At 63.5% G+C, this 15536-nt stretch carries 14 protein-coding genes; 13 read left to right on the forward strand and 1 reads right to left on the reverse strand.

Annotation, left to right across the window (positions count from 1 at the left end):
- The first annotated feature begins 8 nt into the window (after window positions 1–8).
- The 9 genes from ROSMUC_RS13855 (at window position 9) to ROSMUC_RS13895 (ending at window position 10781) form a co-directional block, all read left to right on the forward strand.
- Window positions 9–1652, forward strand: a complete 1644-nt coding sequence (locus ROSMUC_RS13855) for a long-chain fatty acid--CoA ligase (protein WP_037274298.1) — start codon at window positions 9–11, stop codon at window positions 1650–1652.
- Complete coding sequence (locus ROSMUC_RS13860) at window positions 1649–2671, forward strand: phosphotransferase family protein (protein WP_037274301.1); 1023 nt, start codon at window positions 1649–1651, stop codon at window positions 2669–2671. Before ROSMUC_RS13855 ends, ROSMUC_RS13860 begins: the two co-directional genes overlap by 4 nt.
- Entirely contained in the window at window positions 2668–3087 is a 420-nt protein-coding gene (locus ROSMUC_RS13865; protein WP_037274304.1) for a PaaI family thioesterase, read from the forward strand. Before ROSMUC_RS13860 ends, ROSMUC_RS13865 begins: the two co-directional genes overlap by 4 nt.
- 158 nt (window positions 3088–3245) lie before the next feature.
- Window positions 3246–5411, forward strand: coding sequence for a catalase/peroxidase HPI (katG, locus tag ROSMUC_RS13870; protein WP_037274307.1), 2166 nt, complete (start codon window positions 3246–3248; stop codon window positions 5409–5411).
- 136 nt (window positions 5412–5547) lie between these two features.
- Window positions 5548–6882, forward strand: coding sequence for a lytic murein transglycosylase (locus ROSMUC_RS13875; RefSeq protein ID WP_037274310.1), 1335 nt, complete (start codon window positions 5548–5550; stop codon window positions 6880–6882).
- Entirely contained in the window at window positions 6879–7505 is a 627-nt protein-coding gene (locus ROSMUC_RS13880; RefSeq protein WP_052115366.1) for a paraquat-inducible protein A, read from the forward strand. Before ROSMUC_RS13875 ends, ROSMUC_RS13880 begins: the two co-directional genes overlap by 4 nt.
- Window positions 7502–8128: a paraquat-inducible protein A gene (locus ROSMUC_RS13885; protein WP_206018457.1), complete on the forward strand. Its 627-nt coding sequence runs from the start codon at window positions 7502–7504 to the stop codon at window positions 8126–8128. The genes ROSMUC_RS13880 and ROSMUC_RS13885 overlap by 4 nt, the downstream gene beginning before the upstream one ends.
- Window positions 8125–10218, forward strand: a complete 2094-nt coding sequence (locus tag ROSMUC_RS13890; RefSeq protein ID WP_037274312.1) for a PqiB family protein — start codon at window positions 8125–8127, stop codon at window positions 10216–10218. Before ROSMUC_RS13885 ends, ROSMUC_RS13890 begins: the two co-directional genes overlap by 4 nt.
- Window positions 10219–10223: 5 nt before the next feature.
- On the forward strand, window positions 10224–10781 hold the full coding sequence (locus tag ROSMUC_RS13895) for a PqiC family protein (RefSeq protein ID WP_052115391.1): 558 nt from the start codon (window positions 10224–10226) through the stop codon (window positions 10779–10781).
- 8 nt (window positions 10782–10789) lie between these two features.
- Here the strand turns inward: ROSMUC_RS13895 and rnr are convergent, their stop codons facing one another.
- On the reverse strand, window positions 10790–13045 hold the full coding sequence (rnr, locus tag ROSMUC_RS13900) for a ribonuclease R (protein ID WP_037274317.1): 2256 nt from the start codon (window positions 13043–13045) through the stop codon (window positions 10790–10792).
- A gap of 125 nt (window positions 13046–13170) precedes the next feature.
- On the opposite strand from rnr, the gene ROSMUC_RS13905 reads away from it, so the two are divergent.
- From ROSMUC_RS13905 to nthA, 4 genes are read left to right on the forward strand one after another with little or no spacing between them, the layout of a single operon-like run.
- Complete coding sequence (locus ROSMUC_RS13905; protein WP_037274320.1) at window positions 13171–14235, forward strand: flagellar motor switch protein FliG; 1065 nt, start codon at window positions 13171–13173, stop codon at window positions 14233–14235.
- A 40-nt stretch (window positions 14236–14275) separates the two neighbouring features.
- On the forward strand, window positions 14276–14614 hold the full coding sequence (locus ROSMUC_RS21685; RefSeq protein ID WP_037274322.1) for an SH3-like domain-containing protein: 339 nt from the start codon (window positions 14276–14278) through the stop codon (window positions 14612–14614).
- Entirely contained in the window at window positions 14607–14885 is a 279-nt protein-coding gene (locus ROSMUC_RS21690) for an SH3-like domain-containing protein (protein ID WP_037274325.1), read from the forward strand. The genes ROSMUC_RS21685 and ROSMUC_RS21690 overlap by 8 nt, the downstream gene beginning before the upstream one ends.
- The gene (nthA, locus tag ROSMUC_RS13920; protein WP_037274328.1) at window positions 14875–15531 is read left to right on the forward strand and encodes a nitrile hydratase subunit alpha; all 657 of its coding nucleotides are present in this window, start codon (window positions 14875–14877) and stop codon (window positions 15529–15531) included. The genes ROSMUC_RS21690 and nthA overlap by 11 nt, the downstream gene beginning before the upstream one ends.
- Window positions 15532–15536: the final 5 nt, after the last annotated feature.

The following is a 15536-nucleotide window of genomic DNA, read 5'->3' on the forward strand; positions in this document are numbered from 1 at the left end:
GAACCACCATGCAGGGCCAGATGATGCATCGGCCGCTCAGGATCATCGACATCCTGTTGCACGCCGCCGAAGCGCATGCTGCCGAAGGCATCGTGTCCGCTCGGGTCGAGGGCGATCTGCACCGCCAGACCTACCCGCAAACGCTGGCGCGGGCGGCGCAGCTGGCGCAGGCGCTTACATCACTGGGTGTAGAACCGGGCGACCGGATCGGCACGCTGGCATGGAACGGACACCGGCATTTCGAGCTGTATTATGGGATTTCGGGCATCGGTGCGGTGTGCCACACTCTCAATCCCCGGCTGTCACGCGAACAATTGCTCTATATCATCGCCCATGCCGGCGACCGGATCTTGTTTCTCGATCTCACCTTTGTGCCGCTGATCGAGGCGCTCTTGCCCGACTTGCCACCCGATTTGCGCTTTGTCATCCTGACCGACCGCGGACACATGCCCGACTGCGCCTTTGACGCGCTCTGCTACGAAGAGTTGCTGGCGGCGCAGCCCCCCGATTTTGACTGGCCCAGCTTTCCCGAGGATACCGCCGCTGGTCTTTGCTACACCTCCGGGACCACCGGCAACCCCAAGGGCGCGCTCTATACGCACCGCTCCACGCTCTTGCATGCGCTGCAAGTGCCGCTCTGCCAGACCTCGAGCTTTCGCGCCGGGGCGCGAGCGCTGCCCGTGGTGCCGCTTTTTCACGTCAACGCGTGGGGACTGCCCTATGTCGCACCGCTCACCGGCATGACACTGGTGATGCCAGGGCCAAACCTTGACGGTGCCAGCCTCTTTCGTCTGATGGACGCAGAGAGTGTCTATTCCGCCTGGGGCGTGCCCACGGTCTGGGCGGGGCTGCTGGCGGAAATCAAGGCACAGGGGCGCGTTCCATCAGGTTTTGCCGATCTGGTGGTCGGCGGCTCGGCCATGCCGCGCGTGATGATCGAGGCCTATGAGACACGCGGCGTCGTGGTTTCGCAGGCCTGGGGCATGACCGAAACCAGTCCCATCGGCGCTTATGGTGTGCTGTCCCCCGCGCTGCAATCGGCACCGCTGACCGAACGTATCGCCGCCAAATGCTGCGCCGGGCGACGCCTCTTTGGAGTGGAGTACAAGATCGTCGATGACGCCGGCCAACGCCTGCCGCATGACGGACAGGCGGCGGGCGAACTCTTCATTCGCGGCAACACCGTCATCAGCGGATATTTCGAGAACCCCGAGGCCACGCGCGCTGCGATGGATGCCGAGGGCTGGTTTGGCACTGGCGACGTCGCCTCGGTCAGCCCCGAAGGGCGGCTCACGATCCGAGACCGGTCCAAGGACCTGGTGAAATCGGGGGGCGAATGGATCAGTTCGATTGATCTGGAAAACGCCGCCCTCTCGCATCCCGGCATCGCCGCCTGTGCTGTGATCGCCGTACCGCATCCGAAATGGGATGAGCGCCCCGTCCTGGTTGCGGTGGCCGCAGGGGCAGAACGCCCGACGCTGGCAGAGGTCTGCACCCATATGGAAACCCATTTCGCAAAGTGGCAATTGCCCGACGATCTGCTTTGGGTCGAGGCGCTGCCGTTGACCGCCACCGGCAAGGTCTCGAAACTCACGCTGCGCGACCAGTTCACCGATTACATCCACCCCGACCAACGCGGGGACGGCGCATGAGCGCGCTCGATACCGATGCCATCGCGGCATGGCTTGCCGCGCATCTGCCGGGCTTCGAAGGGCCGCTTACGGCACAGAAATTCAGCGGCGGGCAATCCAACCCGACCTACCGCCTGACAACGCCCAAGTGCAGCTACGTCCTGCGCCGCAAACCGCCCGGCGTGCTCTTGAAATCCGCCCATGCGGTCGAGCGGGAATTCCGCGTGCAGCGCGCGCTCCAAGGCACATCGGTTCCCGTGGCGCGCATGCATATTCTATGCGAGGATGAGCGTGTCATCGGCACACCCTTTTACATCATGGACGAGGTCAAGGGCCGCACCTTTGACGCCCCCGCAATGCCCGGCCTCAGCCCGCCCAAACGCCACGCCATCATCGACGAGATGAACCGCGTTCTGGCCGCCATACACGAGGTTGACCTGTTGGCGACGGGCCTCACGGATTATGGCCCCTCCGGCAATTACTATCGCCGTCAGGTGGACCGCTGGTGCGCGCAATATACTGCCACCGCCACCGAAGACCTGCCCGACATGACCGCCCTCATGGCATGGCTCGATGCGCATATTCCCGACGACGACGGGCAACGCACTCTGGTGCATGGCGACTACCGGCTCGACAATCTGCTCTTTGAACCCGAGGGCACCGCCTGCGTCGCCGTACTGGACTGGGAGCTTTCGACCCTCGGCCACCCCTACGCCGACCTTGCCGCCGTGATCATGCAATGGTCGATGCCCGCCACGGCAGAGGGGCGCGGCCTATCAGGTGTGGACCGCGCAGCACTTGGTCTCTGGTCGGATGCGGAGTTTATCGCCCGCTATTGCGAACGACGCGGAATTGCCCCGATCGAGGGGTTCCATTTCTACCTCGCCTTCAGCTATTTCCGCATGGCGGCCATTCTGCAAGGCGTCAAGAAACGCGCTCTGGATGGCAACGCCTCGGACCCTGCACGCGGCTTGCGTCTTGGGGACTATGTGCCGGAATTCGCCCGCGCGGGCCTGTGCGCTACCAAGGACAAGACATGACACAAGACCTTGACCCAAACCTGCTCGAACCGCCCTCGGCGCTGCAAAGCCATCTTGGATATCGCCTGATTGCCTGGTCCAAGGACTTTGCGCGGCTGGAATTGCCGCTGGAACCGTTCCTGATGAACCGCCAAGGCTTGCCCCATGGCGGCATTCACGCGACCATGCTCGATACCGCCATGGGGTTTTCCGGGTGCTATACCGGCGATCCCGCGCGACAGCAAATGGCGCTCACCCTGTCGCTTACGGTCAACTATCTGGGGCAGGCCAACGGAACGAAGCTGATCGCCGAGGCACGGCGCACGGGCGGCGGTAAATCCACCTATTTCGCTGAAGGCATGGTGTGGGATGATAACGGCACCCTCATCGCCACGGGCACGGGCGTATTTCGCTTGCGGCGAGATCACACGAAATAATCATAGATTATGGTTACATTTAGTAAATCCAATTATTAATTATTAAAAGCATCTGTTACACCGCGCGAGGATAACGCGCGTGGCCTCTGGAATCGGTCGCATCCTTAGCGGCGAATCCAACCACTCACCGACGAAAACGCTTCAGGTAGGAGACAAAAATGGACGGCAACAACATCGGCAAATGCCCGGTTATGCATGGCAGCGTGACCGAAACAGGCGCCAGCGTCATGGATTGGTGGCCTAAATCCCTCAATCTCGACATCCTGCATCAGCACGACCAGAAAACCAATCCGCTCGGCGCAGACTTCAACTATGCCGAAGAGGTCAAGACCCTCGACTTCGAGGCGGTCAAGGCCGACGTCAAGGCGCTGATGACCGACAGCCAGGATTGGTGGCCCGCCGATTGGGGCCATTACGGAGGTCTGATGATCCGTCTCGCATGGCATTCCGCCGGCTCCTACCGTCTGGCCGATGGGCGTGGCGGCGGCGGTCATGGCAACATCCGCTTTGCGCCCCTGAACAGCTGGCCGGACAATGGCAATCTCGACAAGGCCCGCCGCCTGCTCTGGCCGGTCAAGAAGAAATACGGCAACAAGCTGAGCTGGGCCGACCTTATCCTGCTCGCGGGCAACATCGCCTATGAGTCGATGGGCCTCAAAACCTTTGGCTTCTCGTTCGGTCGCGAAGACATCTGGCACCCCGAGAAAGACACCTACTGGGGCGCTGAAAAAGAATGGCTAGCCCCCTCTGACAGCCGCTATGAGAGCGTCGAGAACCCGGCAACCATGGAGAACCCCCTTGCCGCCGTGCAGATGGGCCTGATCTATGTGAACCCCGAAGGCGTGAACGGCAAACCCGATCCGCTGGCGACCGCAGGGCAGGTGCGCGAAACCTTTGCCCGCATGGCCATGAACGATGAGGAAACCGCCGCTCTGACCTGCGGCGGCCACACGGTCGGCAAGGCGCATGGCAATGGTGATGCGTCCGCGTTGGGCGCAGAGCCGGAAGCGGCAGATGTGGAAAATCAAGGCTTTGGCTGGGTCAACCCCAACCTTGGCGGCAAGGCCACCAATGCCGTGACCTCGGGTATCGAGGGCGCATGGACCACCCACCCGACCAAATGGGACATGGGCTATTTCAAGCTGCTTTTCGGCTATGACTGGGAACTCACCAAATCCCCCGCCGGTGCGCAGCAATGGCGGCCCATCGACATTCGCGAAGAGGACATGCCGGTCGACCCGACCGACGAGACCAAGCGCGTCATGCCGATGATGACCGATGCGGACATGGCGATGAAGATGGACCCGACCTATCGCGCCATCTGCGAAAAGTTCATGGCCGATCAGGCCTATTTCGAGGATTGCTTTGCCCGCGCTTGGTTCAAGCTGACCCACCGTGATCTGGGCCCCCGGACCCGCTACATCGGGCCGGACGCGCCGCAAGAGGATCTGATCTGGCAAGACCCGATCCCCGCGGGCTCGACCGGCTACGATGTCGCCGCCGTCAAGGCCAAGATCGCCGCAAGCGGTCTGAGCCTGTCGGACATGGTTGCCACCGCATGGGACAGCGCGCGCACTTTCCGTGGCTCTGACCTGCGTGGCGGTGCCAATGGCGCGCGCATCCGTCTGGCCCCTCAAAAGGACTGGGAAGGTAATGAACCTGCCCGTCTGGCGCGGGCGCTGGCCGCGCTCGAGCCCATCGCGGCAGAGACCGGCGCAAGTGTGGCGGATGTGATCGTTCTGGCGGGCAATGTCGGCATCGAACAGGCGGCCAAAGCCGCTGGTTTCGAGATCGAGGTGCCCTTTGCTCCCGGTCGCGGCGACGCGACTGCAGAGATGACTGATGCCGAGTCCTTCGGCCCGTTGGAACCGCTGGCCGATGGCTTCCGCAACTGGCTCAAGAAGGACTACGTCGTGTCCCCCGAGGAAATGCTGCTCGACCGGGCACAGCTCATGGGTCTCAGCGCGCATGAGATGACCTGCCTCATCGGTGGCATGCGGGTTCTGGGAACCAACCACGGCAGCACGGCCCATGGTGTCTTTACCGACAAGGTGGGCGCGCTGACGACGGACTTCTTCACCACGCTCACCGACATGAGCTACAAGTGGGAACCAAACGGCGATGGCACCTACAACATCACCGATCGCAAATCGGGCGCAGTGAAACACACCGCCACCCGTGTCGATCTGGTGTTCGGGTCGAACTCGATCCTGCGGGCCTATGCCGAAATCTATGCACAGGACGACGCCCCGGAGAAGTTCGTGCGCGATTTTGTCGCCGCGTGGACCAAGGTGATGAACGCAGACCGCTTCGATCTGGCCTGAACGCTTCTCTTGTTGAAATTAAGGAGGCGCGGCGAGAAATCGCCGCGCCTTTGCCTTTCCACACCCTTGATCGCTTTTGATTCGGAAACAATCGGGCTATTCTCTGAAGAGAGCCACATAACAAAGGGGCCGGACCATGCGAGCGGTATTTGTCGGAGTATTGAGCTTTGTAATCGGGGCACAGCCGGTGCTGGCCGGGGCGATAGAGCAATCGCTGCGCCCTCAGATGCGGCCCGGTTCTGGTCTCATCACGGCAGCGGTAATTGTGGCCAGTGACGTGCCGATACGCAGCCTCCGGCCCCAGATGCGCCCCTCTGGCGTGTCAGAGACTGCCATCGTGCCGGTTAACGCAAACCCCCGCTTCGACAGTTGGGTTGCCGGTTTTCGGGGCCGCGCCCTGTCGCAGGGGATCAGCGGACAGGTGTTCGACCGCGCCTTTCGCGGTGTGAGCTTTAATGCCGAAATCGTGTCCAAGGACCGCAACCAATCGGAATTCAAGCGCGAGATCTGGGATTATCTCGACAGCGCCGTCTCACCTGTTCGGGTCAATAACGGGCAAGAGGCGCTGCGCAAGCACCGCCGCGCACTAGAACGGATCGAAGCACATTACGGCGTGGAAAAAGAGGTGGTCGCCGCCGTCTGGGGCATGGAGAGCACCTATGGCGAACGGCTGGGCGATCTGCCGCTGATTCAATCGTTGGCAACGCTGGCCTATGACGGACGTCGCGGCGCGTTTTTTGAAAAACAGCTCATCGCCGCCTTGCAGATCCTGCAATCCGGCGATGTGACGCCCGAGAACATGAAGGGCTCTTGGGCCGGGGCCATGGGACATACGCAGTTCATGCCAACCTCTTACCTCGCCTATGCGGTGGATTTCACCGGCGATGGCAAGCGTGACATCTGGTCGGACAACCCAACGGACGCCCTCGCCTCTACCGCCGCCTATCTCAAGCGCTTTGGCTGGACCAAGGGTCAGCCCTGGGGTGTCGAGGTGCAAGTGCCGCGTGGCTTCAGCGCCGGGGCAGCCAAGGCCAAGCGCCTGCCGTCGCAATGGGCGTCGCAAGGCGTCGTCGGCATGGATGGGCGCGCGGTGCGCGATTACGGCAATGCCTCGATATTCTTGCCTGCGGGGCTTCAGGGGCCAGCCTTCATGGTCTTTGACAATTTCGGTGTGATCAAGCGCTACAACAATTCCGATGCCTATGCGCTTGGCGTCGGGCACCTGTCGGACCGGATCGGTGGAGGGCCTGAAATCCGGGGAGCCTGGCCTCGCGGCTATAACCCCCTGTCCTTTGAGGAAAAGATGGAGATGCAGCGCCGTCTGCAACGCAAGGGTTTCGCCATCGAAAAGATCGACGGCATCATCGGCCCCAACACGATCAACGCAATTCGCGCCTTTCAGCAATCCGTGGGGGTGACGCCAGATGGCCTGCCGTCGCAGGAACTGCTGGCGCTGCTGAAACGCTCGTGAGCGCCTGCGAGACGGACAGCGGCGCTCTGGCGGGCCTTATCTGCTGCCCGACCTGCGATCTGGTTTATACGGCGCCAGAGGTGGCGATGCGGCAACGCGCAGTTTGCGCGCGCTGCCATACGGTGCTGATCGCGCCCCGGCGCAAGGCGGGCAAGCAGTTGATTTCCCTGGCGCTGACGGTGCTCATTCTCATCGTGGCGGCGGTGCTCTTTCCGTTTCTGTCTATCGGGGCGGGCGGGATGCATCATGACGCCTCCATCCTTCAAGCGGCTTTCGTGTTTGAGGGCGGGCTGTCGGTGCTGGCGGTGGCCGTGCTTTTCTTTATCGTGGTGATCCCGGCGCTGCGCCTGCTCTTGTTGATCTATGTGCTCGCCCCCATCATCCGTGACCGCCCGCCTGCGCCCCTGGCGCGCCCCGCCTTTCGCCTCTCCGAGGCGCTCGTGCCTTGGTCCATGGCCGAGATTTTTGCCATCGGCTGCGCCGTGGCACTGGTCAAGCTGAGCGATTTGGCCGATGTGGTCTTTGGCCCGGCGGCGTGGATGTTCGCGGTGCTGGTGGTGCTCGTGGTGGCGACGGACAGCCTGATGTGCCGCTATTCGATCTGGGCCTCGCTGGATCAATGAGAACCGCGCGCGATATGGGGCTGGTCGGCTGCACCCGTTGTATGAGGGTTGCCCCTCTCGGCACGGCCCTTTGTCCGCGCTGCGGCAGCATCCTGCACTCCCGCGACCCCATGGCCCTGCAAAAGGTCTGGGCGTGGTGGCTCTTGGGTCTTGGGTGCTATATTCCCGCCAACCTCTACCCGATGCTAGAGACGCGGACATTGGTCAGCACGCAGTCCGATACAATCGTGGGCGGTGCCGTGACATTGGCGCAGCATGGCAACTGGGGGGTCGCGTTCATCATTCTGGTAGCCAGCGTGGTGATCCCGGTGGCCAAGTTCCTCGTCCTGGCCGGTCTGGCCTTTGGCGTCTGGCGTGGCACGCGCCTGTCAAAGGCGCGGCAACATCTACTTTACGAGATTGTGGAATATATCGGCCGTTGGTCCATGATCGACGTCTTCGTTGTGGCGATCCTCTCGTCTCTGGTGCAATTGCAGGCCCTGGCCACGATCACGCCGGGGCGCGCCAGCCTGTTTTTCGCCCTTTCGGTGATTTTCACCATGCTTTCAGCCCAGAGTTTTGATAGCCGCATGATCTGGGACAGCGCCCGCCCGCCTGACGATCAAGAGGACCGCCAACCGTGACCCAAACCGCCACGCCGCCGCCAGAGCCCCCCGTCACCCCAGCAGGGCGCGACCTGATCGACCGCATTTCGGTGATCTGGCTGGTGCCCTTGGCGGCGCTGCTCGTCGTGCTGGGTGTTGCATGGCAGGCCTATTCCGAACGTGGGCCACTTATCGAGATCGCTTTTGATAACGCGTCCGGCGTGCGCGCGGGAACGACGGAATTGCGCTATCGCGATGTCACCGTCGGAATGGTCGAGGACGTAAGCTTTGCGCCCGGGCTGGACCGCGTGCTGGTCAAGGTGCGCGTGGATCAAGAGGTAGCCCCCTATATCGACGGGGATGCCCAATTCTGGGTCGTGCGCCCCCAGGTCACGGCACGGGGGGTTACGGGTCTCGGGACGGTGCTGTCGGGCGTGTATATCGAGGGTCTGTGGGATAATAGCCCCGGTGCCGCGGTCACGCAGATCACCGGCCTGCCAGATGCGCCTCTGGAGCGTGTGGGGCAAGACGGTCTGCGCCTCATGCTGCGCGCACAGGGGCGTGCCTCGCTGGTCGAGGGCGCACCGGTGGTCTATCGCGGTATCGAGGTGGGGCGCATCGGGCGACCGCGGATCACCGCCGATGGGGCCTCGGCAGAAGCGGAGGCGCTGATCTTTGCCCCGCATGATCGGCTGATCAACAGCGCCACGCGGTTTTGGGACACGTCCGGCTTTTCCTTTTCTCTGGGGCCCGCCGGCGCGCAACTCGATTTTTCCTCCGTGGCAGCCCTTGTGTCGGGTGGTGTGACGTTCGAGACGATGATTTCAGGTGGCACCGCAGCACGCGCCGGGGACGACTACACGGTCTACCCCGAGGAATCCGCCGCCCGCGCCAGCCTCTTTCGCGGCGATGACAGCGAAGTCTTAACGCTGTCCGCGGTGTTCGAGGACAATATTGCTGGCCTCACCGTCGATGCTCCGGTGGAATGGAACGGGCTGCGCATCGGTCAGGTGAGTGCGCTCAATGGCGTGGTGGACGAGGACAGGTTCGGCGACGGGCGCGTGCGGCTCTTGGTTGATCTGGCGATACGCCCCGGACGGCTGGGGCTGGAGGGGGGCGCAGGGCGCGACACGGCATTGGAGTATCTGCACGAAAGCGTCGCGCGGGGGCTGCGCGCGCGCCTCGCCTCGGCCTCGCTTCTGACGGGCGGGCTCAAGATCGAACTGGTCGACGTCCCCGATGCCCCCCCGGCCGAGATCGAAACGATAGAGGGCGGCGACCTGCTCCTGCCCACCACCGAAAGCGAGATCGCCGATGTGTCCGCCACCGCGACGGGCGTGTTCGAGCGGATCAACGCCCTGCCCATCGAAGAGGTGATGGCCGAGGCGATCACGCTCATGCAAAACGCCAATGCTCTGGTCTCGAGCAGCGAGACCCGTGACATACCGGGCAGCGTCAACGCGCTTTTGGATGAGACACGCGGCGTCATCGGCGCGCCAGAGGTTCAGGCCCTGCCCGCGCGGCTTGATGCGGTGCTGACCGAGATGGAAACGCTGGTCGCACAAATCGCGCAAGAGGCACTGGCAACCAAGCTGAGTACCGCGCTCACCGATGCCTCCGCAGCCTCGCAGGGCGTGAGCGATGCCGTCAGCGGTGTGCCCGACCTAGTCGCGCGGCTGGATGCCGTGGCGCAAAAGGCCGAGAGTGTCGAGATTGACGCCTTGGCAGCAGAGCTGACCGAGCTCATCCGCAGCGCGGATGCGTTGATCGCCGGAGAGGGCGCGCAGGCGTTGCCAGGTACGCTGAATGCCACCCTTGAAGAATTGCGCAGCGTGCTCGCGCAATTGCGCCAAGGCGGCGTAGTCGAGAATGCGACCGCCGCCCTTGGCTCGGCCCGCGACGCGGCGGATACCTTTGCCGAGGCAGGGCGCGATCTTCCCGGTCTCATTGCCGAGGCCGAGGCGGTGCTGGCACAGGCGCGCGGCACATTGGCAGGCTATGCTGCGGACAATGGCGTGGGCCGCGACGCCCGCGCGGCAATGCGCGAGGTTGAACGCGCCGCCCGCGCCGTGTCATCATTGGCCCGTGCGATTGAACGCAATCCGAATTCGCTGCTGTTGGGAAGATGATGAGAATGAAGAACTTTTCCGCCGTCCTCGTGCTTGCCACACTCGCCGCTTGCACCTCTGCGCCCGAACAGCGCCTGACCGTGCCGCGCGCGCCGGTCGAGACCAAGCTGCGGATCGCCTTTGCGTCGGTCGCGCTGCGCGAAGTGTCCTTGCCAGGCTATGCAGCGGGCGAGGACGTCTATCTTTCGGATGCGGCGGGCGTATTGCGCACCCAACCGGGCCTCTTCTGGGCGGATGACCCAAGCCGCGCCATCACGCTGGAACTCAGCCGTCATCTGGCGCAGATCACGGGCGCCAGGATCGCGGCAGAGCCTTGGCCCTTTGGCGGATTTCCCGAGGCGCAGGTCGAGGTGCGGGTCGAAGAGATGCTGGCACAGGAGGGCGGCATGTTCCGCCTTGCCGGGCAATATTTCGTGTCGTCCGAGACTGGCCGCGCAAGGGCGCAACTCTTTGATCTGAGCGTGCCGTTGCCGCTTGAGGCGGGGGCCACCGCCATCGCCGCCGCGCGCGCCCAGGCGGTGCGGGATCTTGCGGTTGCAATCGCCCGCGACGGGCTTCGATAACACCTGCGCTACCGCCGCTTACGCTCCGCCTTGCGGCGATCAACCGCCGCTTTGCGCTTGGCGCTTCCCAGCTTGCGCTTGGGCGGTCTACCTCGAGAGGCCCGCGGGCCCTTTGGCAAAGTCTCGCCATCAAGGCTCACTAGTTCCAGCGCGATGCCACCTGTCACCGGCGCTGCCTCGGCCAGCTTGACCGTGACGCGCTGCCCAAGTCCAATCAGGAGCCCGGTATCAGACCCCATCAGCGTCCCCGCCTCGCGGTCGAAATGGAAATACTCACGCCCTAATGAGCGCACCGGGATCAGCCCATCGGCCCCGGTCTCGTCCAGTTTCACAAAGACCCCGAACTTGGCGATGCCGCTGATCCGTCCGGTGAATTCCTCGCCCAAGCGCTCCGACAGAAACGCCGCCAGATAGCGGTCATTGGTGTCACGCTCAGCCATCATCGAGCGGCGCTCGGTATCGGAGATGTGCTGCGCCGTGGCCTCAAGCTGAGCTTCTTCTTCGTGACTGAGGCCATCCTTGCCCCAGCCATGCGCCGAAATCAGCGCTCGGTGCACGACCAGATCGGAATAGCGCCGAATGGGCGATGTGAAATGCGCATAGGCCTGAAGGGCCAAACCGAAATGCCCGAAATTCTGCGGTGCATAGTAGGCCTGCGTCATCGCCCGCAGGGTGGACATGTTGATGACCTCGGAATGATCCGTATCGCGCGCGGCATGCAAAAGCGCGTTAAGATGCGCAGTTTTCAGCACCTGCCCCTTGGCCAGAACCATCCCCGCCGCCGCCGCCACGTCGCGCAGCGCGTCGAGCTTCTCGGGGCTTGGTTCCTCATGCACCCGGAACAAGAGCGCCGATTTGCGCGCCACCAGCGTTTCGGCGGCGGCCACATTGGCCAGCACCATACATTCCTCGATCAGCTTGTGGGCCTCCAACCGCTCGGTGAAATTCACCGACAGAACCTTACCCGCATCGCTCAGCACAACCTTGCGCTCGGGCAGGTCGAGATCAAGCGGCTGACGCCGCCGCCGCGCCTCTTCAAGGGCGGCATAGGCGGCATAGAGCGGCGTGATCACCTCCTCCATAAGTGGCGCGCATTTGTCATCCGGCGCGCCATCCTGCGCGGATTGCACCTGTTGATAGGTCAGCGAGGCGGCAGAGCGCATGAGCCCTCGCACAAAGCGATGCCCGATCTTGTCGCCTGTCGCGGTGATCTGCATCCGCACCGCGATACAGGCGCGCGGCACCCCTTCGTGCAGAGAACACAGATCGCCCGACAACCGGTCGGGCAACATCGGCACCACGCGGTCGGGAAAATAGCTTGAGTTGCCGCGCTTGCGCGCTTCATGGTCCAGCGCGGTGCCGGGGCGCACGTAATGCGCCACATCGGCAATCGCGACCCAGATCACATGCCCGCCCGGGTTCTTCGGATCGTCATCGGCATGGGCCCAGACCGCATCATCATGGTCGCGCGCATCCCATGGGTCGATGGTGATCAGCGGCAGGTCGCGCAGATCCTCTCGGCCCTTGAGCCCCGCCGGTTTCATCGCATCCGCCTCGGCGATCACCGCATCGGGAAAGGTATCGGGGATTCCGTGCTGATGGATCGCAATCAGCGACACGGCCTTGGGTGCCGAGGGATCGCCCAGCCGGTCGAGCACCCGCGCCCTTGGTAGCCCCATACGCCCCACCGGCCCCGCCTGTTCCCCTTCGACCAGTTCGCCGTCCTGCGCACCGCCTGTGGCATCGGCAGCCACCAGCCATTCCTTGCCGTCGCCCTTGTCGATGGGCAGGATACGCCCGCCCTCGGCCCCCTTGCGGAAAATCCCCAAGACCTTGCGTGGATTGGTACCGATACGACGGATCAGCCGCGCCTCGTAATGGTGGGTCTCGCCCTTGACCTCTTGCAGCCGCGCTAAGATGCGGTCGCCCGCTCCCATTGCAGGATCCGAAGCCCGTGGAACGAGCAGCACGACGGGTTCCACACCCTCGCCCGTCCACTCGAGGGGACGCGCCAAAAGCTCGCCGTCAGAGGCGGGTCCGGTGATCTGCAACACGCTCACGGGTGGCAGGCGATCAGGGTCACGATAAGTCTTCTTGCGCTTTTCCAGGTGGCCCTCGTCCTCCAGTTCCTTGAGCAGGCGCTTGAGGTCGATCCGCGCAGCCCCCTTTATGCCAAAGGCCTTGGCGATATCGCGTTTCGCGGTGAGGGTCGGGTTGTCCGAAATCCATTGCAGGATTTCGATCTTACTGGGCATCTGGCTCATGGATCGGCCCTAGCACGAAGCACGGGCGACGTCATCCGGGAAACCACCGAAATCCCGCGTCAGGCTTAGAGAATTCTTCACCCTTTGGCCTCTAAGGTCAGCCCTGACCCGCAGAGAGGCCCGCGATGAAAGCACCCACTCCCTTAGCCCGTCTGGCCCCGCCCCATCGTGGCGGGGTGGCGGCCCATCTGACGCGCTCGCAAAAGGCGGCTATCATCGTCCGGTTTCTGATCAATGAGGGTGCCGAAATCGCGCTGACCGACCTGCCGGATGTGCTTCAGGTACGGTTGACCACACAGATGGGGTCGATGCGTTATGTCGACCGCGGCACGCTCGCCGATGTGGTCGCAGAGTTCGCGCAGGAGTTGGAGGGCATGGGCCTGACCTTTCCGCGCGGGGTGGCAGGGGCGCTCAGCGCGCTTGATGGTCGGATCAGTCCTCAAACCGCCGCGCGCCTGCGCAAAGAAGCGGGCGTGCGTCAGCAGGGCGACCCCTGGGAGCAGGTCAAAAAGGCCGATCTCGACGCGCTCATCCCGATTGTCGAACGCGAGAGCACCGAGGTTGCGGCGGTGCTCTTGTCCAAGCTCAACGTGGCGCGCGCGGCAGATCTCTTGGGCAAACTGCCCGGCGAACTGGCGCGGCGGATCACCTGTGCGGTGTCGCAGACCGGCGCGGTCAGCCCCGAAGCGGTGGACAGGATCGGTCTGGCCCTCGCGGCGGAACTGCATGACATTCCAGAGGCCGCCTTTGCCCAAGGGGCGGTCGAGCGTGTCGGCGCAATCCTCAACTTCTCCCCCGCCGCGACGCGCGATGACGTCCTGACAGGATTGGACGAAACCGATCAGGAATTTGCAAACCTCGTGCGGCGGGCAATCTTTACCTTTGTGCATATTCCCGACCGGGTAAAACCCACCGATATTCCACGCATCACCCGCGAGGTGGATCAGGCTGTCCTCGTCACGGCGCTTGCAGGGGCGGCCTCGGGCGACCTGGCGCCGGTGGCGGAGTTCATCCTCAATAACATGGGCAAACGTATGGCCGAAGCCATGCGCGAGGAGATGCAAGAGCGCGGCCGCGTACGCCTGCGCGATGCCGAAGAGGCTATGACCGCAGTGGTCAACGCCGTGCGCACCCTCGAGGCGGCGGGCGAGATCACCTATGTCACCGCCCCTGAGGACGATGGCGCGTGACCACTGGACAAGCCCTGCCTTCCCTCCTACGCTTCTTGTCATGAGCGATTGGAATGGACGCCGTTGGCACGACATGGGCGGACAGGCTGCCGGGCCTGTGCCGATGCAAGGGCATGACTTCGCCCTTTGGGAGAAGCGTATCGACGCAATGATGGTGCTCTGCGGGCAAAAGGGACTGTTTACCGTCGACGGGCTGCGCCGCGCGCTCGAGGATATGGGCGAGGACGCCTTCGAGAAACACTCCTATTACGAACGCTGGATCGCCGCCGTGAACCAGAACCTGCTGGAAGCCGGGGTCTACTCGCTGGAAGAGCTGGCCACCCGGATGGAGGCGGTCGCGGCCCGTGGCCCCACCTATGCCGAGGCGCAAGATGGCTGAGCGGGTACGGGTCAAGGCTCTAACGCCGCCGGGCCATGTGCGCGCGCCGTGGTATCTGCGCGGCAAGGAGGGCGTGATCGAGCGGCCCTTGGGGGCATTTCGCAACCCCGAGCAATTGGCATACGGCCTGCCTGCCGAGGAAAAGCCACTTTACCGCGTGCGTTTTGCCATGCGCGACATCTGGGGTGAGGCGGCCGAGAACCCCGACGACACGCTCGATGCCGAACTCTACGCGCATTGGCTCGAAAAGGTGGATCACCATGCCCCATGACCACCACGATCACGACCATTTCCACCACGAGGGAATGAGCCCCTCTGGACACCCTTACCGCGCCGATAATGATGGCCCACTGACCTATTGGCAGCGTATGGAAATCGCGGTGCGCGAATTGCTGGTGGAAAAAGGCCTGATCACCCCTGCCGAGATTGCCGCACAGATTGAGGCGATGGATGCCCGATCCCCGGCCAATGGCGCGGCAGTGGTGGCGCGCGCTTGGGTCGATCCCGATTTCAAGGCGCGGCTCTTGGCGGATGCCTCTGCCGCCAGCCGCGAGATGGGGTTCGACATCGGTCCGCTCCACCTGATCGCGGTCGAGAATACCGCGCAGACCCATAATCTCATCGTCTGCACACTCTGCTCCTGCTATCCGCGCAACCTGTTGGGCCTGCCGCCCGATTGGTACAAAACGCGGGAGTATCGCAGCCGCGCGGTACGCGAACCGCGCGCGGTGCTGCGCGAATTCGGCCTCGATCTGCCCGATGATGTCACAGTGCGCGTCCACGACAGCACCGCCGACATGCGCTATATCGTACTGCCCGCCCGACCCCAAGGCACAGAAGGTCTGGACGAGGCGCAATTGGCCAGCCTTGTCACGCGCGATTCGATGATCGGCACCGGCCTGCCCCGCAAGCCCTGACGCGG

The organism is Roseovarius mucosus DSM 17069, from assembly GCF_000768555.3.
Taxonomy (GTDB): domain Bacteria; phylum Pseudomonadota; class Alphaproteobacteria; order Rhodobacterales; family Rhodobacteraceae; genus Roseovarius; species Roseovarius mucosus.